This window comes from Candidatus Abyssobacteria bacterium SURF_5 (genome assembly GCA_003598085.1).
Lineage (GTDB): Bacteria > Abyssobacteria > SURF-5 > SURF-5 > SURF-5 > SURF-5.
Map to the genome: position 1 here is coordinate 1 of QZKU01000026.1, position 25,778 is coordinate 25,778.

The 25,778-nt window shown below is 56.4% G+C and carries 22 protein-coding genes; 4 read left to right on the forward strand and 18 right to left on the reverse strand.

Annotation, left to right across the window (positions count from 1 at the left end; translation table 11 throughout):
• Positions 1-49: 49 nt before the first annotated feature.
• The 5 genes from C4520_02760 to C4520_02780 all read right to left on the reverse strand — a co-directional run bounded on the left by C4520_02760 (position 50) and on the right by C4520_02780 (position 5,209).
• Positions 50-295 carry a hypothetical protein gene (locus tag C4520_02760; protein RJP25056.1) on the reverse strand — a complete coding sequence of 82 codons (246 nt, stop codon included), beginning with the start codon at positions 293-295 and terminating at the stop codon, positions 50-52.
• Between the two features lie 20 nt (positions 296-315).
• Positions 316-1,722: an aldolase gene (locus tag C4520_02765; GenBank protein ID RJP25057.1), complete on the reverse strand. Its 1,407-nt coding sequence runs from the start codon at positions 1,720-1,722 to the stop codon at positions 316-318.
• Positions 1,723-2,006: 284 nt separating this feature from the next.
• Positions 2,007-2,753: an iron-sulfur cluster repair di-iron protein gene (gene ric / locus C4520_02770; GenBank protein ID RJP25058.1), complete on the reverse strand. Its 747-nt coding sequence runs from the start codon at positions 2,751-2,753 to the stop codon at positions 2,007-2,009.
• A 71-nt stretch (positions 2,754-2,824) separates the two neighbouring features.
• Positions 2,825-4,453 (reverse strand): hydroxylamine reductase, encoded by a 1,629-nt coding sequence (locus tag C4520_02775; protein ID RJP25110.1) that lies wholly within the window; start codon positions 4,451-4,453, stop codon positions 2,825-2,827.
• A gap of 291 nt (positions 4,454-4,744) precedes the next feature.
• Entirely contained in the window at positions 4,745-5,209 is a 465-nt protein-coding gene (locus tag C4520_02780) for an N-acetyltransferase (GenBank protein ID RJP25059.1), read from the reverse strand.
• A 179-nt stretch (positions 5,210-5,388) separates the two neighbouring features.
• On the opposite strand from C4520_02780, the gene C4520_02785 reads away from it, so the two are divergent.
• From C4520_02785 to C4520_02795, 3 genes are all read left to right on the forward strand, one after another.
• Complete coding sequence (locus tag C4520_02785; GenBank protein ID RJP25060.1) at positions 5,389-7,104, forward strand: hypothetical protein; 1,716 nt, start codon at positions 5,389-5,391, stop codon at positions 7,102-7,104.
• 122 nt (positions 7,105-7,226) lie between these two features.
• A complete protein-coding gene (locus C4520_02790) occupies positions 7,227-8,282 on the forward strand; it encodes a 4Fe-4S ferredoxin (protein RJP25061.1) in 1,056 nt (351 codons plus the stop codon).
• A gap of 49 nt (positions 8,283-8,331) precedes the next feature.
• Positions 8,332-10,425 carry a hypothetical protein gene (locus C4520_02795; protein ID RJP25062.1) on the forward strand — a complete coding sequence of 698 codons (2,094 nt, stop codon included), beginning with the start codon at positions 8,332-8,334 and terminating at the stop codon, positions 10,423-10,425.
• Here the strand turns inward: C4520_02795 and C4520_02800 are convergent.
• Complete coding sequence (locus C4520_02800; protein RJP25063.1) at positions 10,422-12,131, reverse strand: hypothetical protein; 1,710 nt, start codon at positions 12,129-12,131, stop codon at positions 10,422-10,424. The genes C4520_02795 and C4520_02800 overlap by 4 nt on opposite strands.
• A gap of 212 nt (positions 12,132-12,343) precedes the next feature.
• On the opposite strand from C4520_02800, the gene C4520_02805 reads away from it, so the two are divergent.
• Entirely contained in the window at positions 12,344-12,970 is a 627-nt protein-coding gene (locus C4520_02805; protein RJP25064.1) for a GNAT family N-acetyltransferase, read from the forward strand.
• A 38-nt stretch (positions 12,971-13,008) separates the two neighbouring features.
• On the opposite strand, the gene C4520_02810 is transcribed toward C4520_02805, so the two are convergent.
• Genes C4520_02810 through purQ form a run of 12 tightly spaced genes read right to left on the reverse strand, consistent with a single transcriptional unit; the run spans position 13,009 to position 25,777 of the window.
• Positions 13,009-14,112 carry a DegT/DnrJ/EryC1/StrS family aminotransferase gene (locus C4520_02810; protein RJP25065.1) on the reverse strand — a complete coding sequence of 368 codons (1,104 nt, stop codon included), beginning with the start codon at positions 14,110-14,112 and terminating at the stop codon, positions 13,009-13,011.
• Complete coding sequence (locus C4520_02815) at positions 14,109-15,752, reverse strand: hypothetical protein (GenBank protein RJP25066.1); 1,644 nt, start codon at positions 15,750-15,752, stop codon at positions 14,109-14,111. Before C4520_02815 ends, C4520_02810 begins: the two co-directional genes overlap by 4 nt.
• 50 nt (positions 15,753-15,802) lie before the next feature.
• The gene (locus tag C4520_02820; GenBank protein RJP25067.1) at positions 15,803-17,149 is read right to left on the reverse strand and encodes a TldD/PmbA family protein; all 1,347 of its coding nucleotides are present in this window, start codon (positions 17,147-17,149) and stop codon (positions 15,803-15,805) included.
• On the reverse strand, positions 17,146-17,946 hold the full coding sequence (locus tag C4520_02825; GenBank protein ID RJP25068.1) for a tryptophan synthase subunit alpha: 801 nt from the start codon (positions 17,944-17,946) through the stop codon (positions 17,146-17,148). The genes C4520_02820 and C4520_02825 overlap by 4 nt, the downstream gene beginning before the upstream one ends.
• Positions 17,946-19,163, reverse strand: a complete 1,218-nt coding sequence (trpB, locus tag C4520_02830; protein RJP25069.1) for a tryptophan synthase subunit beta — start codon at positions 19,161-19,163, stop codon at positions 17,946-17,948. Before trpB ends, C4520_02825 begins: the two co-directional genes overlap by 1 nt.
• Entirely contained in the window at positions 19,126-19,749 is a 624-nt protein-coding gene (locus C4520_02835; protein RJP25070.1) for a phosphoribosylanthranilate isomerase, read from the reverse strand. Before C4520_02835 ends, trpB begins: the two co-directional genes overlap by 38 nt.
• Positions 19,742-20,512, reverse strand: coding sequence for an indole-3-glycerol phosphate synthase TrpC (gene trpC / locus C4520_02840; protein ID RJP25111.1), 771 nt, complete (start codon positions 20,510-20,512; stop codon positions 19,742-19,744). Before trpC ends, C4520_02835 begins: the two co-directional genes overlap by 8 nt.
• The gene (trpD, locus tag C4520_02845) at positions 20,512-21,522 is read right to left on the reverse strand and encodes an anthranilate phosphoribosyltransferase (GenBank protein ID RJP25112.1); all 1,011 of its coding nucleotides are present in this window, start codon (positions 21,520-21,522) and stop codon (positions 20,512-20,514) included. Before trpD ends, trpC begins: the two co-directional genes overlap by 1 nt.
• 5 nt (positions 21,523-21,527) lie before the next feature.
• The gene (purE, locus tag C4520_02850) at positions 21,528-22,052 is read right to left on the reverse strand and encodes a 5-(carboxyamino)imidazole ribonucleotide mutase (protein RJP25071.1); all 525 of its coding nucleotides are present in this window, start codon (positions 22,050-22,052) and stop codon (positions 21,528-21,530) included.
• On the reverse strand, positions 22,053-23,339 hold the full coding sequence (gene purD / locus C4520_02855; GenBank protein RJP25072.1) for a phosphoribosylamine--glycine ligase: 1,287 nt from the start codon (positions 23,337-23,339) through the stop codon (positions 22,053-22,055). It lies immediately after the preceding gene.
• Between the two features lie 20 nt (positions 23,340-23,359).
• On the reverse strand, positions 23,360-24,937 hold the full coding sequence (gene purH, locus C4520_02860; protein ID RJP25073.1) for a bifunctional phosphoribosylaminoimidazolecarboxamide formyltransferase/IMP cyclohydrolase PurH: 1,578 nt from the start codon (positions 24,935-24,937) through the stop codon (positions 23,360-23,362).
• An 18-nt stretch (positions 24,938-24,955) separates the two neighbouring features.
• Positions 24,956-25,777 carry a phosphoribosylformylglycinamidine synthase I gene (purQ, locus tag C4520_02865; protein RJP25074.1) on the reverse strand — a complete coding sequence of 274 codons (822 nt, stop codon included), beginning with the start codon at positions 25,775-25,777 and terminating at the stop codon, positions 24,956-24,958.
• Position 25,778 lies beyond the last annotated feature (1 nt).

The window sequence follows — 25,778 nt, forward strand, 5'->3', positions numbered from 1 at the left end:
GTCCGAAAATATTGCAAAATGTAGTGGGTAAAATGGCCATCTGAAATCGCTAAGCCATTGATATGTCAGTACTTAATTTTTTGAACTGCGGAAGATGGGCTAATTTCTCAACATCCAGCCTCTCAGAATCGCCGGCCCCAAATTTCTCCTCGACCAGTCTCCAGATGATGCATTGCCGGCGGTGTTTGCAGTGAGTTTTCGGCGAGCGACATTCCATGCACTTCTCGCACATCATGACATCGTATTTCTCACACCGAAATTCGGCGGACGAACCGGGATGCCTGGGGCACTGCATCTGAAAAGCCGCGCCTCCTGCTACTTGACCTGAGCCGCGGCGGCGGGCGCCGAGATTTTTATGGACTGAGGCTTGATATACTTTTTCGCCAGGTCTGCGGTATTCGGCACGCCAAGCTGTTTGAAGAGGAAATCAAATTGCTTTTCCAGCTTTGCGCAGATCTGGTTTTTTATATCGGCTGGCAGATCCCAAATCTGTTTTTTAAACGGACCGAATGCTTTTTTGCGCGTCTTGTAGATAAACTGCTCGTCGGTCTCGCCGGATTTCTTCTCGTCGGCATGTTGCTTGTGAATATGATCGTAAATACTACGCTTCAGGTCGGCAGGGAACGCGGGGTCGTCATAGATCATGTTTTGGAAACCGGTGGCCAAATGGATTTCGGCGGTCTCCTTCTGTCGGAACAGGTGGAAGGCCTCCTCGGGAAGCGTCGAGGCGCCATGCTGGACCGCGCCGGCCATTCCATACCGTTCGCGAGCCACGCGCGAAAGCGTCTCGAGCGTATCGAAATCGACCTTCACTTTTGCGATCGTTCCGTCCGGCAGCGGCACTCCTCCGTGGCTGGTGCCCGTCTGCACGCTGATCTTGCTGATCCCGGTAACGTTGCCGCTGCCGCGCAGCTTCTTATTGTAGTTATCCATGAATCCCTGCAAATCTTCCACCGTGCTGTTCTGGCTGCCGACCTCGCCGATTTCGCCGCCGACCGAAATGGTGACGCCCTTCGGCTGTTTCTCGCGGATGAATAGCGTGAAGTCGTGCGTGAGCGCGGCGTTCGTTTCCTGCTGAACTTCATGTGTCGGCTTGCTCAGGTCTACCAATGTCGAGGCATCAATATCGATGTTGAAGAAACCCGCCTCAATCGATTCGGTTATCAGCCCGCGGAGATAGTTGATTTCTCCTTCGGCTGTCGATTTATATTTTTTCGCGTTCACCTGGTAGTGGTCGCCCTGAAGGAAAACAGGACCGGCGTATCCGGTGGCCAGTGCGGCCCCGAGGACGGCGGTGGCATATTCGACCGGTCGCTGCTCCGTGTAGCCGATTTCCGAGCGCGCAATCTCGAAGATGAACGGGCCGGCTTGGTTGCTGATGGCCGCCTCGAACACCGTGCGCGCAACGTCAAACGTGAGTCCGCGAATATTGATCGCCGGTACCGTGAAGCCGCCGCACTCGCCGCGCCCGCGCGCCATGTACAGATCGTGGATACTCGCGAGGCTGATCCCGCAGGCGTCGGCGCCGGCGCGGATCATCCAGCGACAGAGCTCCTGAATATCTTTATTTGAATTAAAGATGGAATTATATACAAGCGCATATGACAGTTTCCGAAAACTCTCCTGGCTGACGACCTTTAACTGTCCGTCCTTCAGTTCCGCGGCTCCCTGCAGTGCGGATTGCACATCCTTCAGACTTTTGTACAGGGTGACAGCGTTCATTTTCAATCCCCTTTCCGCTTCTCGTTTGTGTCTTCCATTCGCCGGAGGTTCGAGGTGTGACGAAAAATTCGACGACAGCAGCTTCGGAACGGCTCTCAGACTTGTTCCTCCAAATTATATCGCCGAAACCGGTGGGTGTCAATCAGGGAAAGAAAGGTAGTGATCGCGTGGAACCCGCAGCTCAAGCGAGAAGCCCCTCCTGATCGGTCTTGCACGTTTTCCCGACCAGGAGGGAGCTTACTCACTTTACGGGCTCGTGAGGAGGATTTTTTCGGAATCCGCTCTTAGGCAGCCTTGCCGACGCATTCGAGTTCGATCGCTTTCGGAAACAAGATATTGTTTTCCAGGTGGATATGCTCATGCAGGTCCGCCTCGATCGCCTGAAGCCCCTCATAAACCGCGCGGAACGTAGCGCACGCATCTTCCGGAAGCGAGTATTCCTTGGTGAGCTCCCGCATCTTTTCGAGCGCTCCGCCTGCATTCTCATGCTCATGTTCCATCTGGCGGATCGGATTCTGGATCGAACCGCAATGAACAACCGGCTCCTGTCCGCCGTTATGAACGAACGCCTCGATCCGGCGGATGTAGGGGAACAGTATCTGCTCCTCTTTCATGAGGTGCTGTTCGATTTCCCATTGCAGCGAATCATATATGTCCCGCAGCTCGTTCAGCATCCGGCCGTGCCGCTCCGCGTGGGCGCGCTGCACCGCCGCCAACAGGTTGCGAACGCGCGGAAGCTGCGCCTTCATGAAGCCGTGGTGCCGCTGTTCGATATAATCCGCCAATTCGGTGGGCGCCGCCGTTGACCAGTCTCTTGCCTTCCGGTCCCCATTTTCGGGCGTTTTGAGGGCGGCATCAAGCTCCGCGGAAAGCTTTTCAAATGTCACATTCTTTCCACGAAGAGCTTCTTCCAAAGACTCTGCCCCGCCGCAGCAATAATCTATCCTATATTTCTCGAAGACCGCACGCGTCTGCGGATAGTTCACTACCACGTCGCGCACGGTTGTCTTTCTCGTTATGATACCTTCCATGATCCTCCTCCTTCTGTCGGGGGCCGACCCTTTGGTTGGCCCCCCTCTGGGCCGACCCCCAGTACGTCTAATCAGCCAAGGATCGCTTTCAGATCCTGGTCCGGCGTGGCGATCGGCTTGATGTCGAAGTTCTCGACCAGCACGTTGAGCACGTTCGGCGTGATGAACGCCGGCAGGCTCGGACCAAGCCGAATGCCCTTGATGCCGAGGTGCAAAAGCGTCAGCAGAATGGCTACCGCCTTCTGCTCGTACCATGACAGCACCATCGAAAGCGGCAGATCATTGACCCCGACATTGAACGCTTTCGCAAGCGCGACTGCGATTTGGATCGCGGAGTATGCGTCGTTGCATTGCCCGACATCGAGCAGGCGCGGAATGCCGCCGATATCGCCGAGGTCTTTATCGAAGAAGCGGAACTTGCCGCATGCCAGCGTCAGGACCACACAATCCTTCGGCACCTTCTCAACGAATTCCGTGTAGTAATTGCGCCCCGGTTTCGCCCCGTCGCAGCCGGCTACCAGGAAGAAATGACGGATGGCTTTCCCTTTGACCGCCTCGATCACCTTATCGGCGACGCCAAGCACCGCGTTCCGGGCAAAACCGACCATGACCGCTTTGCCGTTAACATCGGCCTGGAACCCGGGCAGCTCGAGCGCTTTCTTGATCACCGGCGCGAAATTGTGATCTGTCACGTGAGCGACTCCCGGCCAGCCCACCAATCCGGTCGTAAAGATGTTGTCTTTATACGTGTCGCGGGGCTTCTGCAGGCAGTTAGTCGTCATCAGGATAGCACCCGGAAAATCGGCAAACTCTCGCTGCTGGTTCTGCCACGCCGTGCCGTAATGCCCGTAAAAATGAGCGTATTTCTTCAGAGCCGGATACGCATGTGTCGGCAGCATCTCTCCGTGGGTATATATGTTGATGCCCTTACCCTCGGTCTGCTTGAGCAACTCCTCGAGGTCTTTCAGGTCGTGCCCGGATATCAGAATAGCCTTTCCCTTCTTCGCGCCGAGCGGCACCTTCGTCGGCACGGGATGGCCATATGCGCCGGTATTCGCAGCGTCAAGAAGTTCCATTGTCCTCAGATTTATCCCGCCGCATTTTAGCGCCATTCCCACCAGATCGTTCGCGCTCAAATCCGTCCGCAAAAGCGCGGCGAGCGCCTCATGAATGAACGCATATACGGCGTCGTCCTCTTGCCCCAGGATGCGCGCATGGTCCGCATAGGCCGCAACGCCTTTTACGCCAAATAGCAGAATATGCTGAAGCGAAACGATATCCGGCGCTACGGCGGGATGTGCTTTCGGACCGACCGCCTCGCCCTGTTTGACCATGCCTTCCAGAGTCGATTCCGGACGGAAATCGGCGGCAACCTCTTTGAAGGCCACTTTGCCGCCAGCCGCCTTTACCTTTCCCTTCAGCCTCTCCCTCAGCTCCACTGCCCGCCGGATCATCCCGACGAACCGCTGAGGATCGAAGTCCACGTTTGTCAGGGTCGAAAAGAGAGCCTGAGCGGTAAATGCATTTACCTCTTGGTCAACAACGCCGGCTTTGCGGCCTTCCACCGCATAAAGGGACAACCCTTTGAGCGCGTGGATCAAAAGGTCTTGCAGATTGGCTACTTCGGGTTGCTTCCCGCAGACGCCCACCTTCGTGCAGCCTTCACCTTTGGCTGTCTGTTCGCACTGGTAGCAGAACATTTGGTTATCCATTTCTTCCTCCTCCATTGTCAATGAAATCATAAGCCCACAGTTATTTTTACATTAGATCCTGTATCCTGCTATCAATATACGCCTCAAACCCCCGCTTTGCTTTGACATAAGTCACATTGGAAGAAAATCCAAAAATTTTTTCGCCATGTCTGGAAGGTGCAGAATTTAACCGATTCCCCCGGGCAATCGCTCCCTTTGGGCTCGGAGAACGGCTGTCCTGTCGCTTGACCGCCGCCATACAACCGCGGCACCAAATAGAAGAATCTACGGCGGGACAATCTATTTGGGTTGCGGATTCGGCGGCACTGGTAGCTTGGCCTTTATGTGCTTCTTGCCTGCATCCGTAAAACCATTGCGAATGTACAGCGGGTACCCCATCTCGCTAGGGGCGTTGACCTGGATTTCGTCGCATCCGCGAGCGGCAGCCTCGGCTATCGCCGCGCGCAGCAGCTTACCGCCGACTCCTTTCCCTCTGAAGCGCTCATCCACGATATTCTCCTCGATGCATGAATACACGCCGTTGCAACGCATTGCCACAGGATACGATAGCGTGGTTGCGCCCGCGATGACGCCCTCTTCCTCAGCCACCAGCACGGCCCCCAGTTCCGGGTTCTCAATGATTCGATCGAATATCCTTGCCTCATCGTTCCAATCACTGTTCACCTCTCCGCTGGGAATGAGGAGTTTCTTCATGAGTGCGATGACTTGGGCCTGGTCTTCGAGTCCGGCTTTGCGTATCTGCATGGCAGTCTCCCGATCCTTTGACGACTTTGAGCAAATCTAAACGTCATTATTATATTACTCCATATCTCTTGTCATCCGCTCACCCGCTTCCGCATTTGCCGCCGCCGGCGAATATCTTGTATACTCTCACCGTTCCTGTAAAGCGATTTCCGGGTAATGTCCTGCAACAGGAGAAAAAAATGCCGAAAGCGGAAAGATTGCCTGTCCAAAGAAAATCAGCGCCTGCCGCCTTGACATTCGGGGTATGCGCCGCATGCGATCCCCGAATCGATCGCGCATCGCGCGAGCGGACCGCCAACATCGTCGAATTGATCGCCGGGATCATTGCACGCCACGTCCGGACTCCCGACCGGACGCCCGTCAAAGTTGTGTGGACACCGCTTTTAATCGATGGAGAACGGCAGGCCGATCTTGTCGCGCGGCAGTTCAAGGAAACCGGCGTCGGCGCGCTCGTCTGTACACCGGACACATGGGCGTTCCCGCAGTTGACTCTCATGAGCCTGCTGGCCCATTTTCCGGCCGATATGCCGGTCAACATCACCTGCGGAAACAGCGCCCCCAAGCCCGGAGTGGTCTACGCTCATGCCGTAAATGGCGCGCTGGCGCAATCCGGCCGCCTTACGCATCTGAACGTCGGCTCCTGGCCCGACGCCGGATCGAAACCGAACCCGTCGGACGCGACAATCAAGGCGCTGATCGATTGGTGCTACGGCGCGCTCGCCTGCGTCGGCCTGAAGGGCAGGCGCGTCGTCGTCTTCGGACACGACTCGATGGGGATGGAAACCGCTCTCGCCCACGTCATTCCCACCCGGAACGTCTTCGGATTGGAAATCACTCGCCTCGACATGAAATTGCTCGCCGACATGTTGAACAAGGACGCCTATGACGCCGCGGAACTGAAGAAACTGAGGTCGTGGCTGAACAGACACGTGGGCAGCCGAATCGACCTCTCGCAGGAGAATGCCGGCAGCAAACTCGATCAGTCGCTGGCGATGTACCTGATCATGCGCGACCTGCTTGCAGATTTGAACGCCGCCGGCGGCGGATTCATGAACCAGCTCGAGTGGGCGAGCGATACCCGCGGAATTCCTCTGCCCGTCTGTGATATCGCCGAATCGCTGATGAACTCAACCTTCGACCATTCCGGCCAAAAACATGTCATGCCGTTCGCCACCGAGGCGGACGTGCAGGGACTGCTTACCATGCTCGTCATGACATGGCTCTCCGGCGGCCATCCGCCGCTGTTCATGGACTTTCGCAAGGTTTGGGAGCCGTGGGAAATCCGGCGTTTGGCGGAAAGTATGAATGTAAAAATCTCTCCGAAAGACATATGGGCGCAGCGCGGTATCGTAGATGGCGATAACTCCGGCTCCGCCAGCTTCGATTGGGCCGGCCGCCCGAAAGAACCGGTTGCCGATATCATGAAAAAAATATCGCTGCCGGGCGCCGAGCCCGATTATTTTCCCGGCGGCGGCAACAGCGTCACGTTCATCACCCCGGGGGGAATCGAGGGAATTGCCGGGCGGCTCGCCTACAGCGCCCTCTCAGGCATGTTCAGCTTCTTCTGGGACGAGGCATTCACAGTCGATCTGCCCGCGAAACTCGCAGGGGCGGTTGCACAAAGCTCGAATGTGACCTGGCCGCACACGTGGGTCGTTCCAAAATACGCGTCCATGCCCGAGTACAAGCAGTACGCCCCGGCCAATCATTTCCACATGACGTGGGACCTTCCGGTCGCGCGACTGCAATTTTGGATGGATATTGCAAACGTGCTGTCGGTCGCTCCGTGGCAGGCGCGGCCGCCGTTTATCGAATCGATTGACCGCCCGGCGCCATTGCTGCACCTGCTGAACGGGGGAGAGGCAACCGCCAAAATGCTGCGGGCAAAGAAATAGAAGTTTTTTGGATAGAAACTGCCCGATTATTATCGATTGCAACTATTACTCGCTTCGGATATAATGCCACGGCCGGGTTATGGGCCGGTTAACACGCCACAACAAGCAGGGAGAAAACATCAATGCACGAGGAACTTTACAAGAATCTGCGCGAATTCCTGGATAAACTGCCGGGAGGTTATCCGGAAACACCAACCGGAGTCGAGATCAAGATACTGAAGAAGCTCTTCACGCCCGAAGACGCAGAGCTGACGCTGAACCTACGACAAACTCCGGAAACTCCTGCAGAAATCTCCAAGCGAACCGGGATTCCCGAAAAGAAACTCGCCGAAAAGCTTGAGGATATGGCCCTCAGGGGGCTTATCTTCCGCGTACGCGAAGGCGACCAAAGGAAATATCAGGCCGTCCAGTTCATTGTCGGCATCTACGAATTTCAACTGGCCACGATCGACCGCGAGTTCTGCGAGTATGTCGAAGAATATTTCCCCTACCTCGGCATGTCCTTCATGCCGCTCGAAACAAAACAACTGCGCGTGGCGCCGATCGACGCCGCAATCGACGCGATGCCTGAAGTCGCCACTTACAACAAGATTCGAGACCTGGTGAAACAGCAGAAACTGATTGCGATGGTCCCATGCATCTGTCGCAAAGAGCAGGGAATCATGGGGAAACCATGTGACCGGCCGAAAGAACTCTGTTTTTCATTCGGGGAATTCGCGCAGTACACTCTCGACAACAAGGTCGGCCGCCAGTTGACAGTGGAAGAGGCGTTGAAGATGCTTGATCTGGCCGAGGAATCCGCGCTTGTGCTGCAACCGAGCAACACACAGGAGCTTTCCTGGATCTGCAGTTGCTGCGGGTGTTGCTGCGGAGGACTCCGACGGATGAAGATGATGGAGAATCCGGCCGATTACGTTCGCTCATATTATACGGCCACAATCGACGCCGATCTTTGTACTGCCTGCGGGACCTGTCTTGACCGCTGCCAGATCGATGCAATCAAGGAGAACGGAGAGGTCATGGAAGTGGATCCGGCCCGGTGCATCGGATGCGGGCTCTGCGTGCCCACCTGCCCCGTCGAAGCCGTTTCGCTATTCGAGAAAGCCGGCGTCGTGACTCCACCGAAAGACTTGAACGAAATGATGGACCGCTTATCAAAGGAACGCGGCCTGGCCTGACGAATCCGACCTGTTCAGGGGACACACTGATCAGTGTGTCCCCCTTTTTTTGATTTTTGCCAAACACGAATGCTATCATGAAAGAAATCTGAATGAGAAGGAAAATCTCTTGCCGCAGCTTGATCTCCATGAAACACATGCCGAATATTCCGCCGAACCTGAAGTAAGAGCCCCACTCTCGCGCCGGCTGATCATATCGTTTCTTTCGATAGCCGCTATCTCGATCCTCTCTTTCCTGTGGTGTCTTCATCTGGTTCAGCAGGCGCGAAGCCAGGGATTTGTCCTGCAAGAGATCAAGCCGCTGATGGACACGCTCATCGGCTGGGGAAAGTCTCTTTATTGGCTTGGGGGCCGGCCGCTTTTCGTTCCGGCGATATTAGGTGTTGCCGCGGCGCTCGCAGTGGCAGCATATGCGGCATTTCGGAAGGACTGCGCCGCTCTTGCCTCCAATCGGCGGCTGCTGATTCTGGCGCTCGCCTTTGCGCTTATGTACATTATCGGCGGCACGTCAAGCTTCGCACTTTATATTGCCGGCATTATCGCCGTCATCCTCTTGGGCTGGTTCAGCGAGTTTCGAAGGGAAAGCGTCGCTGAGCCGGCGCCCATCGAAAGAAAAGAAAAGGCTCTTCTCGGTATGATTCTTCTGCTGGGTCTGCTGCTGCGCATGTATCAGGTGGATGTTTTTCCAAGACTCTACACGGCGGATGAGCAACTGCTCGCGCAGGTGGTGCTTGAACTGGGTGAGCGGCCCTTCGAGTTCTTTTCCGAGCCCCACATCATGAAGCCTCACCTGCTCAGAATTGCAGGGATTCGGCTGGCTTTTATGACACTGGGCACAGGCTTGTTTCAGCAGCGAGCCGTATCAGTTTTCGAGGGGACCACCACAATTCTGCTTGTGTACCTGTTGGGCCGAAGCCTCTGGGGGAACCGGGCCGGCATGTTCTCGGCGTTCCTGCTGGCGATTGATCCCTGGCATATCGGCCACAGCAAAGCCGGTGTGCACAATATCGAGGGCCCTCTGTTTCTTGCGCTGTTGCTGCTGTTGATCATGAGAACCGTACGGCAAGGCAGCATTCGGAATCTCATCTTTCTTGGGGCCGTCGCCGGCGCAACGGTTTACCTCTACCTGTCCTGTGTGATCCTGGCGCCATTCGCTGTAATTGCCGCCATTGCAGGGCGGTATCGCCAGAACAAACTGAAATCGGTCCTCTTGAAAGAAGCCGTCATCATGGTCGCTGCCGCAGTAGTCGTTGCCCTGCCATACTTCACAGTCGGCCGCGAAAATATCCGGGAACTGGAATCGTTCTACACAGCGGGCGGAAATTTTCTGACCGCGGCGAAAGAACACGGGTGGAACCCCCTCTTCGTCCTCTTTGTCAACTCGTGGAATGGCATCGAGCACATAATCAACTGGACGGATCGAAGCATTCACCCTGCGAAAACATTCTATCCGAATCCGGTGGCGGTCGGCCTGGCTCTTTTAGGTGTAGGTACGCTGATTGGCCTGCGAAAGAAGTTTGAACATGTCCTCGTGCTCCTCGTGATTCCAATTGCCTGGCTCCCAATGAGCCTGTCATACGGGTTTGCCGAGCGCCGGCTTTTTTCGGGACTGCTGCCTGTTCCAGCGTTGCTGGGGGGCCTTATCCTGGCGAGGCTGTGGGAGCAGAAGTTCTCAGGATATGCAGCCCGTCGCCTGAGTCGCGCGCTGTTCGTTTCGATTCTCATTGCCGCTGTCCCGCTGACTGCGTTTATTGTGTATTCGGATGCCGATCCGATGTCGGGCGGCCGAGTTCACCCGCGGAAGACGGCAGAGTATATCGGCTCGCTCCCGCCGGAATATTCTGTCTTCGTTTCCAACCCGGTCAAAGACATCCCTTTCCTGGTCTGTCTTGCCAGCTACGATAGATTGAAAGGAAAGGCCGATAATAATGCCTTCAGCTTCGTCTCATTCGAGATGCTCGATGCGATGGCGGAAAAAATAGCGCTGACGCCCAATGTGGCGGTTGTTATGGGTGTCGGCGCGGGAGAGAGAGAATTTCTGCGGAAGGTAAAAGCCCTCAATCCCGATTCGGAGATTGTCGAGGCAGACGAGTTCCTTGCTTGTCTGATTCACAAAAACACACCGGACAGGCGAGAGGATTAGTACAGCTTCAGTACCGCCAGGATATTATCGGCGGACTGATCGATGTCATGGTAGATGACATACCTGAACCCCAACGCCCTCAGCCGCTCCCCCTCCTCAAGTGAAAGCTTTCCCGCTTTCGAGCTCTTGGGAATCAGCTCCCGCCCGTATTCAACCACCTGCGGATCGGTTCGGGAAAGCAGCCCCGCCGGTATCGGCTTCTCATGCAGTGTCTGATAGTACATATACTTCGCCAGCGCCGGATAGCTATCTGAAGGCAAATCCATCACCGCGAATTCCTGTTCGTCTCGTCCAATGTCCATATAAATCTTCGGAACCGCCGGCATCTCCTGCATGAATGGAATATTCCACAACTCGATCAGCAGAAGGACGCTGAAAGCCGCTGCAACCATCGTCCCGGAACGAGCATTGCGTGAACACGCTTGAATTTTGTCAATGAAATGCTTCAGCCCATAGCATGCTAAAACGAATATCCCGATTTGCGCCGGAACAACGAACCGGTAAGGCGTCCTCATCACTCCAAAAAACGGCAAGTACTTGTACAGCGCAAGGTACGGCATCGGGATAGCGAATGACCATTTCCCGAAATGCAGGCGCGTCCCGAGCGAAAGCACCAGGAAGACCAGCAGCATCGCCAGCCAGAATCCGTTTCTGCGCATTGGAGCCTTGACCAGCGCGACAACAGCAAGACCGATAATCGTGAACGTCAGAAATGTGGCATGGCCGGGAACACCGGAAAGATAATAAATGGACTGCGGCATCAGCCGGAAGAGGAACCGGTAGAAAACGTGCTTGTCCGCCGGCAGAATATATCCGAGTGCGTTCGCGGAAAACAGATCGAGCATCTGCTCCGGCTGTGGTTCAGCCGCGCCTGACCTCATCACCGCGATCAAGAACGGCAGGAGCAAGAGCCCGCTTCCGGCAAAAAGAATCGAGAACCTGATGAGACTCTCCCGCCCGAACAACTCGTCCCTCCAGAACAGCGCCGAATAAACGAGGAAAAGCGCAGTCAACAGAGCGAGAAAGTAAACGTACATGTTACAGGTTAGAAAGGTGGCGCCTGCCAGCATCGCGCCGATCAGCGGGTTTCTCCATCTCTTCTCGCGCAACGTCTTGAGCAGAAACATCACGTACAAGGGGATAAACCCGGTGCTTAACAGTGCGATGTGCACGATGTGCATGCTGCGGTAGGGAGCGAACGCGAAGGCCGCTCCCCCGAAAAAAGCAACCAGATTATCCTTTATCAGATATTTCACCAGCGCGAACATCCCCAATCCCGCAATAACAAACGAGAGAAGCGATGCAATATTACATCCCAGAATGATTCCGTGTGGCTTGCTCATGAGGAGTTGGAACGGAATGGTCAACAGGCTGTTCAACAGAGTCAATTCGTGCAGGACCAGACTCGCGCCGTTGGGATAAAAGAGATAGGTTGTACGGAATGGATTCGTCCTCAGGTCGATAAGCGCCTTCTTAACCCACCACGCATCCCACATGACGATGTTATAATCGGAGCTGCTCCCGATAGGACTTACAATGACGCCTGCACTGAGATCGGTAACCTGGGGATAAGTGTAAAGAAGCGTGATCGCCGCATAGAGAAGAGCCGCCGTAAGGTGCGGCGTCCAGCGAAAAGGAGCTCCGGATCGCGAATCTTCCAAAACCTTATCCTGCACTTCTAAACTTGGCTCTTGAGCGCTCTGCACAATCCGGTTTTTCCTCAGATATCCTCAAATCTTGACAGGAAACGCAAGGCTATTATACCATTTTCGTAACATTTGATTGCCATGTTCAGACCGGGCTCCGACGTACGCCTTCGGTCCGTCATATTTCAATAGAACCACCGTCAGCGATTCCCGTCTCTAGCGCAGAACCCGCGTTTGCCAATGGTGAAAGAGAAGCGGCAGGGTCAGGATCAATGGAATTTGTCCCGATAACAGAAAAAGATTACGGCCGGATAGCAGATCTGCACCAAACCTGTTATCCCGGCGACTTTCTGCCCAGCTTCGGGTATCGTTTCCTTGTCGCGCTATACGATGCAATGTTCAAAGCAGACGCTGTCTTCGGATTCGTCGGCAAAGAGGACGGCGAGATAGTAGGCTTCAGCCTGTGTACGGCCGATGCGGATCGATTGTTTCCCGCCACCTTGCGAAAAGGGCTCCTCAAGCTCGCATGGCTTGCCGGACTGAGACTGCTGCAAAAGCCCTCAATCCTGAAAAAACTTTTCGAAACGTTCCTCTACAAGTCGCGCGCAAGCCTTGAAGAGGTAAACGCAGAGATGATGCTCTGGGCGATTGATCCGAAGTGCCGCGGGCGCGGCCTCGGGACGGAACTGTGGGAGGCATGCGAGAGGGAATTATTGAAGAAACGCATAGAACGGTACAAAGTTACCGTCTACGCCGATAACAAACCTGCAAACAGCTTCTATAGAAAAAAGGGCTTCAGGCTGGTGCGCGAATTTGTACTTTACGGCAAGAAGTGGAACCTGTACGTGGGCAGGATTGCGCCCGATAGCTTTCTTCGTCTCACCAAACAAACCAGCTAGTCGAGCCGCCTGCACGAGCTTTCCTGCGGCGCCCTGATTTATCTCCTCGATCTGCGAATCATTTCACAGATGTAATCGATATCGTCTTCAATCAGCGTCGGCGACGACGGCAGGCTGAGTCCGCTCGAAGAAAGCATGTCGGAGACGGGGAACTTTCTGCGCGTGCCGTACATCGGCAGCAAATGCATGGGAATGAAAACCGGCCTCGTATCGATGCCGCCTGCTCTCAGATGCGCCGCGAGGTCGCCAGGGCCGGGCCCGAACGTCTTCTCGATCAGGATCGTGTATAACCAGAATATGCTGCGAGCCCACGGCCGCTCCGGAGGAAGAACGATCCCCTCGATGCCGCCCAGACGCTCCGAATACAGCTTTGCCACGCGCCGCTTCGCCGCCAGAATACCGCCGATCCTCTTCATCTGCGCGCGGCCGACGGCAGCTTGCATGTTTGTCATTCGATAATTATAGCCGATCTCCGGATGAAAATATCTTCTCTTGCCATCCATCGAATGGTCGCGCAGGAAACGAATGCGAGCATCCACTTCCGGATCATTGGTTACAACCATTCCGCCTTCGCCCGTCGTAATAACCTTGTTCCCATAAAAGCTGAAACAACCGATATCGGCAAGCGGGCCGACGCGCTTTCCCTTATACAGCGAGCCGTGCGCCTCGGCGGCGTCCTCGATTACTTTCAGGTCGTGTTCGCGCGCAATCTCCACCACCCGCTCGATATCGAACGGGTGGCCGTACAGATGAACGCCGACGATCGCCTTCGTTCGCCGCGTAATAGCCTTCTTTATCAGTTCCGGATCAATCGTCCAGGTTTCCTTCTCGACATCCACCAGAATCACTTTCGCGCCGGTGTAGGCCACGCTGTTTGCCGTGGCGACAAAGGTGAGATCGGGGACGATTACTTCATCGCCTCTTCCAATTCCCAACGCAACCAGCGCAAGGTGCAGCGCCGCGGTCCCACTCGATGTCGCCGCCGCACATTGACAGCGGCAGAACTTTGCAAACGTACGCTCAAACAGGTCGATGTGTCTTCCCAGCGATGAAATCCAGCACGTGCGGATGCATTCCTCCAGCAGGTCCAGTTCTTCCTGCCCCAGCAATGGCTCATAAACCGGATAATGCTTTTTCTTCATAGCGGTTTCTGCAGTTCTCCCGGCGCGATGGGATCAAGGATGCGTGTACGATAGATACTGACGGAATCGTTCTTGTATATCGACTCCAGGTACGGCGCTTGGTCGGGATCGAAATCGCCCATGGCGCGTTCTTCGCGGCCGTAAAAGATAAAGCCGATGCCGCCGGCCCGGAGGAAATTCTCTCTGTCGCTGTCCGACGTGGTTCCAGTAAAGACCCGATGCGCCGAACGGTACCGCGCATCATGGGTGGGATGGTCATACTGCCCCAGCCACGCAGGTTTTCCGGTCATGCCGGGGATATAGTTGCCAACGACGTCCCCCGAAAGAACCACCCCTTCCCCCGTCTCGCCCTTCAAAAAACGGAGCGCCTCATACTCATCCTCGGTCAGCGAAAATGCTTCCGGATGCGTCTTCAGGCGTGATATCCGATCAATTATATTACAGAACGTACTGGGGAAAGTAAAGGTAACCAACAGCCCGGCCAAAAGAAACGCGGCCGCTTTCCTCTTCTTCTCCGAATCCGTCCACTCGAACCCGAGCGCCGGCAAAACAGCCTGAAAAATGCCGCGTGTCGCCAGAACCGCCAGCGGCAGTTGCAGCCCAAGAACCGCCCGCGCCTCCTGCTGCAGGAGGGGATACGAGTAAAGCAGAACAAAATTTGTCGCCGTCCAGCAAATAAGCATCAGGTCTCCGCTTCTCAGGAGCCGACTCTTCAGGAGGAAGATTATGTAAGCCAAACTCAAAATCAGGAGCGGCGCAAATCCAACAAGATACGTCGCCACACCGGGAGAGCGGACAGGCACTTGCGGCAAGAGAGCCGGATAAAGCAGCGAAAGGCGAAGATAGTATATGACCGGCCATATGGCGACCGCGCCGAAAACGATGGAAACCCGCAGCGGCCGGCTATGCTTCCCCCCAACAAACGAAATTCCCGCATACACCGCAAGCGCCGCCATCACCACAACCAGGTTCACGACGTGAATGAAACCGAGCACCAGTCCGCAGACACCCGCGCCGAAGGCCGGCGCCAGCTTATCGCCTGAGACAGCCTTCTCAATAAGAGCGAAGCATGCCGCGATCAGGATAAGCGCAAGCGCGAGGTGCGGAAACGACATGTGGGTAAAGAACGAGGTCGCTTCGGGCGTCGCGATGTCCGCCGGAGCGAATGGCATGCTTCCGGTGCGGTAGTACGTAATCATCTGGATCCAGCCGGCCCCCGCCCCGAAACAAATCATAAGCAGACCCGCGATTCGCTCGCGCGTCGATTCGACAAAACGGCCAATAAAATACCACGCAACCGGCACGAAAAGAAAAATCGCGGCCGCCCTGGCCGCATGAAAAGCCGCCACATGGCTGAGCCCGAAAACATGTGCAGCTCGTCCGAGCAGCGCCCAGAAGAAACCGTGGTAAATCCTGTCAAGCTCTCCGCCGGCGAATTTATTCTGCAGCAGCAGCTTCCAATCATCGGCCTGCTCCATCATCATGAAATAGAAATTCGAGTCGCGGACGCCGGCCGCGATGCCCATGAACCTGCGGCCGGGCACGTGGTGGAGCCAGCCGTACAGCAGGGGGACGTTGGACAGCGCCAGGAGTGCGGCGGCTACGGCCACGAGCAGGATTGCTTGTTTTCTGGAAGACACGAGGGTTACGTCAGTTTCTCTTTAATAGACACTTTTCTCATTCGGAAAGTTCATTTCCCGCTGACGACTACATCGGTGACGAGAAACGAGGGCGAGCCGTATCGGCTGTAGAATTTCAGGTTTCGCGCGACCGCCTCGATATTCATCAGGACATCCCTTACGTTGCCCGCAATGGTCGTCTCTCGCACGGGGAATGCAGGTTTTCCGTTCTCGATCCACAGCCCGCTTGCGCCGACTGAGAAATCGCCTGAGACCATGTCTATCGTGTGCATGCCCATCGCATCGGTCACTAAAAAACCGCGCGAGCAGTTATCGCACAGATTGTCAGGATCGGTGTCGCCCGGAACAAGATAAAAATTCGTCGCGCCGACTTCGGGCGTCGATGCATATGAGGAGCGGACGCCGTTGCCGGTTGATTCGGTGCCGCCTTTTGCCGCCGTATACGTGTCGTAGAGGAAGCCCTGCAGGACACCCGCCTCAACCAGAACCGTCCGCTTCGAAGCTACTCCCTCTCCATCGGCCGGCGCGGGATACAGCCCGCGTTCAAACATGCCGTCATCTATAATCGTGACGTTCCGGTTTGCCATTTGCCTGCCGACTTTATCGGCGAACAGCGACTTGCCTTTCTGCACCTGGTCCGCCATGAGCGCGTGCCCGATTGCCGCAACGAACTCGGCCGCGACCGGAGCATCAAGGATAATCGGAACCTTCGCCGTCTCGATTTGCCGCGCCCCGAGCAGACTGAGCGCGCGCCTGCTTGCATTCCTGCCGACAGGCGCGACATCGAGCGCGCTGAAATAGAAGGAGTGATCGAAATCCCACCCCATTTGGGCGTCTCCTCCTTCTTCAGCGACCACCATCACGCTCGCGGCGCATGAGGTGCCCCGACTCCACAGCGATATCCCCTTGCTGTTCGCCAGGTGCGCCTCATAGCTTGCATCTGAAGCGGTCGCCTGCCGGACCTTCGTTATCCGCTTGTCGACTGCCCGCGCGGCGCCTTCGAGATTGAGCGCGCGCTCGATCCGGTCATCAAGTCCCACGTCTTTAAGCTGCTCGTCAAACTTCTCTATTTCTATATACCGCGGAGATGGCCTCGGAAGCACGTTGAATTCATCCGGAGAACTCGATTCCGCATTCGCCAGGGCTTGCCTGGCCGCCGATTCTATAGCGGAATTACCCAGATCGGACGTATACGCAAACCCCAGCCGATTCGCGACAAGCACGCGCACTCCAATGCCCGAGCCTTCGCGCACCTTCTGGCTTTCAACCTTGCCGCCGCTCACTTCGACCGAGACCGAGCTTGTCCGGTTGAAGAATCCTTCGGCCTCCGTGGCGCCGGCCGAAAGCGCCGCTTCAATGGCCAGCTTTACCTTTCGCTCATCCGATTTTCTCGTCATTGTTTCACCGCCTTCACGAGCTGCGAAACGAAGTGGGAAACCCGCTCGATAAGATCAGGGGCGGCCGCGTTCTCTTCGATTTTCTTCACTATCGCAGAGCCGACGACAACCGCATCGGCATACCCGGCAACCTCCGCCGCCAGCGCCGGATTCGAAATGCCGAACCCGACGGCGACGGGCATTCCCGAGCGGGTGCGAATTCTTTCGACCATCGAGGAAATGCCGCCGGCCATTTTCTCTTGAAAGCCGGTGACGCCCTCGCGCGAAACGTAATAGATGAATCCGCTGCTGAAGCGCGAGATCAGATCGATTCGCTCATCGGTGCTGGTCGGCGCGAGCAGATACACGGTGCTCAAGTCCTTCATATCCATGAGCGCCTTGTAATCCTTCGATTCCTCCGGCGGCAGGTCAAGCACCAGCGCGCCGTCAACTCCCGCATCCGCCGCCTGCGCCACAAATGTCTCGATCCCGAGATGGTGAATCGGATTGAAGTAGCTGAAGAAGATGATCGGTATCTGCGACTCCGCGCGGATCTGCTTGACCGTCTCCAGCACCTTTTTCAGCGTTGTCCCGCGATGGAGCGCTCGCTCGGCCGCCCGCTGATTAACCGCTCCATCGGCGAGCGGATCGGAAAACGGTATCCCCAACTCGACCAAATCCACTCCGATACGATCGAACTCGATAACCAGCCTGCGCGTCGCCTCGAGCGTCGGGTCACCCGCAGTAATATACGCGATAAAGCCGCTCCGCCCGCTTCGCTTCAAAGCTTCAAATGTTTGCGCAACGCGATTCTGCATTACCTGTCCTTGTTCGCGAGGATTTCAGAAACCACCTGCACGTCCTTATCGCCGCGGCCGCTGAGGTTTATGATGACGCTGTCCGCACGGTTCATTTGCTGCGCGATTTTAACGGCATGTGCGACTGCATGCGAGCTTTCGAGCGCAGGAATAATGCCCTCGACCCTGCCCAGCAACTGAAAGGCGGCAAGCGCCTCTTCATCCGTGACCGCCGTATAGTCGATCCGTTTCCGGTCGCGCAGATAACTGTGTTCGGGTCCGACACTGGCATAGTCCAGGCCCGCAGAGACTGAATGTGTCAACCCGATCTGGCCGTCGGCGGTCTGCAAAACGTAGCTCATGCAGCCTTGCAGAACCCCCAACTCGCCGCTCGCAAAACGAGCGGCATGCTTTCCCGTGTCGATGCCGAGGCCGCCCGCCTCGACGCCGATCATCTTTACCTGTTCATCCTGCAGGAAATCGTAAAACAGACCGATCGAGTTGCTGCCACCCCCAACGCACGCGATCAGCAGGGCCGGCAGCCTTCCTTCTTTCTCGAGAATCTGCCGGCGCGCCTCTTGCCCGATTACGCGCTGAAAATCGCGCACCATCATCGGATACGGGTGCGCACCGAGAACTGAGCCGAGTATGTAATGAGTGGTGCGTACGTTCGTCACCCAGTCGCGCATGGCCTCGTTGATGGCATCCTTCAACGTCTTGCTGCCCGAATCGACCGGTGTCACTTTCGATCCGAGAAGACGCATGCGAAATACATTGAGCGCCTGGCGGCGCATATCTTCTTCGCCCATGTAGATCTCGCATTCGAATCCGAAGAGGGCGGCAACCGTCGCCGTCGCGACTCCGTGCTGCCCGGCCCCCGTCTCCGCAATAATACGCGTCTTACCCATGCGCTTCGCCAGGAGCGCCTGCCCTACGGTGTTGTTGATCTTGTGAGCCCCCGTGTGACACAGGTCTTCGCGCTTCAAATATATTTTTGCGCCGCCGAGCCGTTCCGTCAAGCGGCGGGCGAAAAACAGAGGAGTGGGCCGACCGGCATACTCCGTTAGGTAGTACGAAAGTTCGCGCTGAAAATCCGGGTCTTCCTTGTGCGCTCGATACGCGTCTTCCAGTTCTTTGAGCGGCGACATCAGGGTCTCCGGAACATATTTGCCGCCATAGGGACCGAAGTGACCGCCGCTGTCAGGCAACATAGGATTTTGCCCTCCGAATGAAATCATGCACTTTCTGGGGATCTTTCCAACCGGGTGAAGCCTCGATGCCGCTGGAGACGTCGACGGCGTCCGGCGAAGCGACTTTAATGGCTTCGGCCACGTTTTCCGGAGTCAGACCCCCCGAAAGAATGATCGGGCGCCCAAGCGTCTTCGCTTTCGTTGCGAGGGTCCAGTCAAAAACTTTCCCGGTGCCACCCGCCATTCCCGGCACTTTCGTATCAAGCAAAATATAAGCTGCCGAGGAGCGCTCAATGAGCTCCAAGTCCGCCTCCTTCGCCACCGAAACAACCCGGATGAATTGCGCCGGATGGAATCCGGCATACCAGATGCGCTCTTCGTCATCTCCATGATACTGAATGTAGTCGAGGCCGACCAGGTCGAATATGTCGCGGGCATAAGAAGGATCGGGCTCGACAAATACCCCCACCACCGATACGAACGGCGGCAGACGCCGCCGAATGGCTACTGCAGTCTCCGGCGCTACCTGTCGCGGGCTTGGGGCGAAGATAAGACCAACGGCGTCCGCTCCGTTTGCAGCGGCCCACAGAGCGTCCTCAAGATGGGTAACGCCGCAAATCTTTACCCTAACCATCAAGCAGCTCCCGCATTTTTCGCTGAATATCCGGACTGGTCACCAGCGCCTCTCCCACGAGAATGGCGTCGACGCCGGCGTCCCGCAACATCCTCACGTCGCCTGCCGTACTTATCCCGCTTTCACTCACTAAAATTATGCCGTCGGGAACTCGCGGCGCGAGTTCGAGCGTTGTGGCAAGCCTTGTTTCGAAGGTGCGAAGATCCCTGTTGTTGATTCCGATAATGCCGGCCTTCGCTTCGAGCGCCGCATCGAGTTGCTCCGCGTCGTGAGCTTCAACCAGCGCGTCCAGTCCCAACTCCGAAGAGAGCGCCACAAAGTTGCGCAACGACTTCCGGTCAAGGGCCGCGACAATCAGCAAAACCGCGTCGCCCCCAATCACCAGGCTCTCCCACAACTGGTATTCATCGATCACAAAATCTTTTCTAAGCACCGGCAGCCGGGATACCCGCTTTGCAATGCGCAAATAGGAGGGATCGCCCTGGAAATATTTCCGATCGGTCAGAACCGATAACGCGGACGCTCCCCCGCAGGCATAGACATCTGCAAGACGCGCCGGATCGAAATCCGCGCTCAACAGCCCTTTCGAAGGCGACGCCTTCTTTATCTCCGCGATCAGCTTGATGCCGTCTACGGAACGAATCGCGCCGGCAAAAAAACCGCCTGGCCCTCTCTCGGCTTTTTTCTTCAGTTCAGGCAGGGGCGTCCGCTCTTTGGCCTCGGCGACTTCTCGGCGTTTATGCGCAAGGATGTCATCGAGTATCACCGCGCCGATACCTCGCGCAGCCGCCGCAGTTTTTCCAATGCGGCGCCGGAATCAATTGAGCTTGCGGCCGCTTCGATACCGTCGGCCACAGATTCGACTTTCCCGGCGGCAATAAGAGCGAAGGCAACGTTCAGGAGGACGATGTCGCGGCGGGCGCCTTCTTCGCCTTTCAATATAGCTTCGATGATTCTCGCGTTGGCGGCCGGATCTCCTCCGGACAGCGCCTCCCTCCGCGATCGCTTGATTCCCAATTCGGCGGGATCGAATTCATAGGTCGTCACCTTTCCATCTCTGACTTCCGCTATGAACGAGGTGGAAGTGACGGTTATCTCATCAAGCCCGTCGGCCCCGCAAACCACAAACGCATGACGGGTGCCCAGATTTCTGAGTACATGAGCCAACGGCTCAAGAAAGCTGCGATCGCACACCCCGATTACCTGCGCATCGGCAAACGCGGGATTGGAGATGGGTCCGAGAATGTTGAAAACGGTTCGAATGCCGATCTCGCGCCTCGGCCCGACGGCATATTTCATGGCGCCGTGGTATAGAGGTGCAAACATGAACCCAAAACCCACTTCGTCAATCGACTGCTCGACTGCAGAGGGTTCGGCCTCGATTCGGATGCCCAGTTGCTCAAGGACGTCGGCGCTCCCGCAGAGGCTGGACATGCCGCGATTGCCATGCTTCGCAACCGCCACCCCCGCTCCCGCCGCAACAAATGCGGCAGCTGTCGAAACATTGAAGGTGCCCGCCCCGTCTCCGCCGGTACCGCAAGTATCCACCAGCGGTCGGCGCTTCGGGTTCAAGCGGATGACTTTGTCGCGCATCACCTGCGCGCAGCCGGTGATTTCCTCAACCGTCTCGCCCTTCATCCGCAGCGACACGAGAAAAGCCGCGATTTGTGCGGGAGTCGCTCTGCCACTCATGATTTCGTCCATTGCAGCGGCAGCCTCGCCGGTTGATAGATTCTTCCTGTCGCACGTTTTCTTGAGGAATTCCTTGAACATGACGATCACCCGGCGTGTTTGGAAATTTCCCGCTGCAGCGCTTTCTCTTTCTGTTCGACGGATCCAGCGAGATGAGCTTTATAAGCGGTGAGTTTCTTGCGGAGACGACCATCGCCAAGCGCCAGTATCTGGACAGCCAACAATCCTGCGTTGCGCGCACCGGCCTTGCCAACCGCCATAGTCGCTACCGGCACTCCGGCAGGCATTTGTATTGTTGAGAGGAGAGCGTCGAGCCCTTTCAATGGGGAAGAATCTATCGGCACCCCGATAACGGGAAGCGTCGTATGAGCGGCTATCATGCCGGCAAGATGCGCAGCGGCGCCCGCCCCGGCAATTATCACCTTTATCCCGTTTTCGGCCGCGCCTTCAGTGAGCGCAATGGTTCGTTTCGGCGAACGGTGCGCCGAAGACACCTTCATGTCGTAGCCGACACCGAATTCATCAAGTATGTCGGCCGTTTCGCGCATGATCGCATGGTCGCTTTCGCTTCCCATGAAGATGTAAACCATCTTTTTTACCGCCTTCGGCATTTATGAATCCCTTTCGAGACGCGCCAGAGCTTTCTTGCCGATGTCGGAGCGGAAATATCTGCCCTCGAATCGGATTGTTTCGGCGCACTGGTATGCGCGCTCGATGGCGGAGGGGATGTCCTCGCCAAGGGCCGTAGCTCCGATCACGCGCCCACCGTCGGTGACAACCTGGCCGTCTTTCAATTCCGTGCCGGCATGAAAAACAATGGCGCCGGCCACTTTTCGCGCGTTTTCCAATCCTGTGATTCGCATCCCCTTCTTGTATTTTCCCGGATATCCGCCGGATGCCAGGACAACACAAACTGCGGCATCGTCTGTCCATTCGGCCTGCATGTCGCTCAGCGTGCCGTCCGCACATGCGAGCATGAGAGGAACGAGATCGCTCTTGAGACGCGGAATGACGACCTGCGCTTCAGGATCGCCGAAGCGAACGTTATATTCAAGCACTTTCGGACCGGCTTCGGTCATCATGATTCCACAATAAATCACGCCACGATATTCGCAACCCTCGTGCCGGAGAGCATCGATGGTAGGTCGAATTATCTGATTCTCAATATGTTCGAGAAGCGTCGGACTGACGACGGGGGCCGGCGAATACGCGCCCATTCCGCCCGTGTTCGGCCCTTTGTCGCCGTCGTAGATGGCCTTGTGGTCCTGCGACGCGGGCATTGTCAGAATGTTCCTGCCGTCGGTAAAAGCGAGCACCGACGCCTCTTCGCCCTGCAGAAACTCCTCGATCACGATCCTGCTGCCGGCGCGCCCGAAAGCCCCCTCAACCAGGCACTGATTGACCGCCGAAAGGGCGACTTTCTCATCAAAGGCAACAATGACTCCTTTTCCGGCGGCCAAACCGTCTGCCTTTATCACAACCGGCGTTCCGATCTCATGCACGAATTCGGCCGCCTCTTCGGCCTCGCAGAACGTGTGAAAAGTCCCGGTGGGGATGTTGTATTTCGCCATCAGCTTCTTCGCGAAAATCTTGCTCCCCTCCAGCAGCGCAGCCTCTGCCCGCGGCCCAAAAGCCCTTAGGCCGCGCTCGCTCAGCTTATCAACCACTCCCTCGACAAGCGGCGCCTCGGGACCAACCACCGTGAGGTCTATCTTCTCCTTTTCCGCAAAGGCGACGAGCTTCTCCGTATCGGTCGCCTTGACATTCACGCATTCCCCAAGCTCGGCTATTCCTGCATTTCCGGGAGCACAAAATATCTTTTTCACAAGAGGGCTCTGGCTTATCTTCCAGACGAGGGCGTGCTCTCTTCCGCCCCCTCCGATAACCAATATTTTCATGGCGAGCCTCCTTGCTATTCCTAATGCTTGAAATGCCGCATGCCGGTGATGATCATCGCAATATCATGTTCATTGGCGGCGGCAATGACCTCATCGTCTTTTTTTGAGCCGCCGGTCTGGATGATCGCCCTGATGCCGGCCTCGGCGGCCGCATCAACGCCGTCACGGAACGGGAAGAACGCATCGGAAGCAAGCACTCCGCCCTTGGCGCGCCCGGCGGACTTGTGAGCGGCAATCATACTGGAATCAACGCGGCTCATCTGGCCGGCGCCGACCCCGAAGACCGTGAAATCCTTTGCATACACAATCGCGTTCGATTTCACGTGCTTGCAAATGACCCACGCGAAAAGCAGGTCCTTCATTTCCTTTTCCGTCGGCTTGCGCTTCGTGACGAGCTTGAACTGCGACTGGTCGTACGTCGCCCGATCGAAATCCTGCAGCAGCATACCGCCGACTACGCGCCGCATGTTCGGCGCGCTGTCACGAGCGCCGCCCAACTCGCCGACGGCAAGAACCCTGAGGCTCTCGCCCCACCATTGCCGCGTTTTCAGCACCTCGAGCGCCTCCTTGGCAAACGAGGGAGCGATGATCGCTTCAATAAACGTGTTCGGCTTCGCCATCAACTCCGCCGCCTTGAGATCGATGTGGCGGTTCGCGCCGACGATGCTGCCGAACGCTGACACCGGATCCCCAAGCAGCGCGCGCGAATACGCCTCATGGATGTCATTGCCGACGCCGGCGCCGCATGGATTCGTATGCTTGATAATCACCGCAGTCGGCTCCTGGAAATCCTTAACGATTTCCAGAGCGGCGTCCAGATCAAGAATATTATTGTAGGAGAGCGTCTTGCCATGCAGCATCTCGGCCGTGGACACGCTCGGCTCCTTCGCATTCGGATCGACATAGAAAGCGGCCGACTGGTGCGGGTTCTCACCATACCGCAGGTCCGCCTGTTTCCGGAATTGGATGTTGAGCATTGCAGGATATTTGCCGCCCTTCTTGTCCACAGCGGCAAGATAATCGGCAATCGCGCGATCATATGTGGCCGTATGTTCGAAGACCTCGCACGCCAGATCAAATTTCAGCTTCTCCGGAACTTTGCCGCCTCCCCTTTTCATCTCCTCGATGATCTGCCCATATCGCGCCGGATTCACCACCACCACCACATCGCGATAATTTTTTGCCGCCGCTCGCAGCATCGTGGGCCCGCCGATGTCAATCTGCTCGATCGCGTCTTCCAGTTCGACGTTCGGCTTCGAAATCGTCTCCTGGAATGGATACAGGTTGACGACTACCATGTCGATCAGCTCGATACCGTGCCGGTCAACCTGCTGCATGTGCTCGAGGTTGTCCCTGAGCGCAAGCAGCCCGGCGTGAATCTTGGGGTGCAGCGTTTTCACGCGCCCATCCATCATCTCGGGGAATCCCGTGTAATCGGAAACCGAACGAACCGGCACTCCGGCCTGGTCAAGAGTCCGCTGAGTACCGCCGGTTGAAAGAATTTCAACCCCCACTCCGGCCAGGAATCTGGCAAACTCGACAATCCCGGCTTTGTTGGAAACGCTCAAAAGCGCGCGTTGTATCTTATTGGCAGGCATATATTCACCTCGCTGAGATCAGCTTGAACGAGAAAAATCCGGTAACGAGCATCCGTTCTTGATGTAATTCACCGCATTCCGAAATACCGCCACGCCCATTCCCTCGCGCGGGGTTTTTTCGCGGGTCCAGCGTGGATGATTGGTCTGAAAAAGGTACGCCTCCGGATGAGGCATCAGGCCGAAAATCCGGCCCGTCAAATCGCAGATGCCCGCAATGCCGTCTTGCGAGCCGTTGGGATTGTACGGGTATCCGTCTGCTTTCCCCTCTTCATCCACATATTGAAGCACGACGTGTCCGCCCGCGTGCAGCCGTTCGAGCACGGTTTCACTCGAAGTAACGAGCTTGCCCTCGCCATGACGGACGGGCAGGTACATTCTATCAATCCCTTTTGTGAAAATGCAACGCGAATTCGGGTTCGCCGCCAGATAGACCCAGCGGTCTTCAAACTTGCTCGAATCGTTAAACGTCAGCGTCACCTGCTGATCGCCGTATTTCCGGTCGAGCGCCGGCAAGAATCCCATCTTGACAAGAACCTGGAAACCGTTGCAGATGCCGATGATCAATTTTCCGTCTTCAATAAAACGGAGCAACTGATCCCGCAGATGCTGTATCAGCTTGTTGGCGAGCACCTTGCCCGCGGCGATATCATCTCCGTATGAGAATCCGCCGGGAATCGCGAGAATGTCATAATCGCTTAATGATTTCCCGCCCGGCTCGATCAGGTCGTTCACGTGCACCCGCTCGGCGCGACCGCCGACCCGACGCATGTTAAAGGCATACTCGGTCTCATAATCGCAGTTGATGCCGTAGCCGGTAAGCACTAATACGCTTGGTTTCATA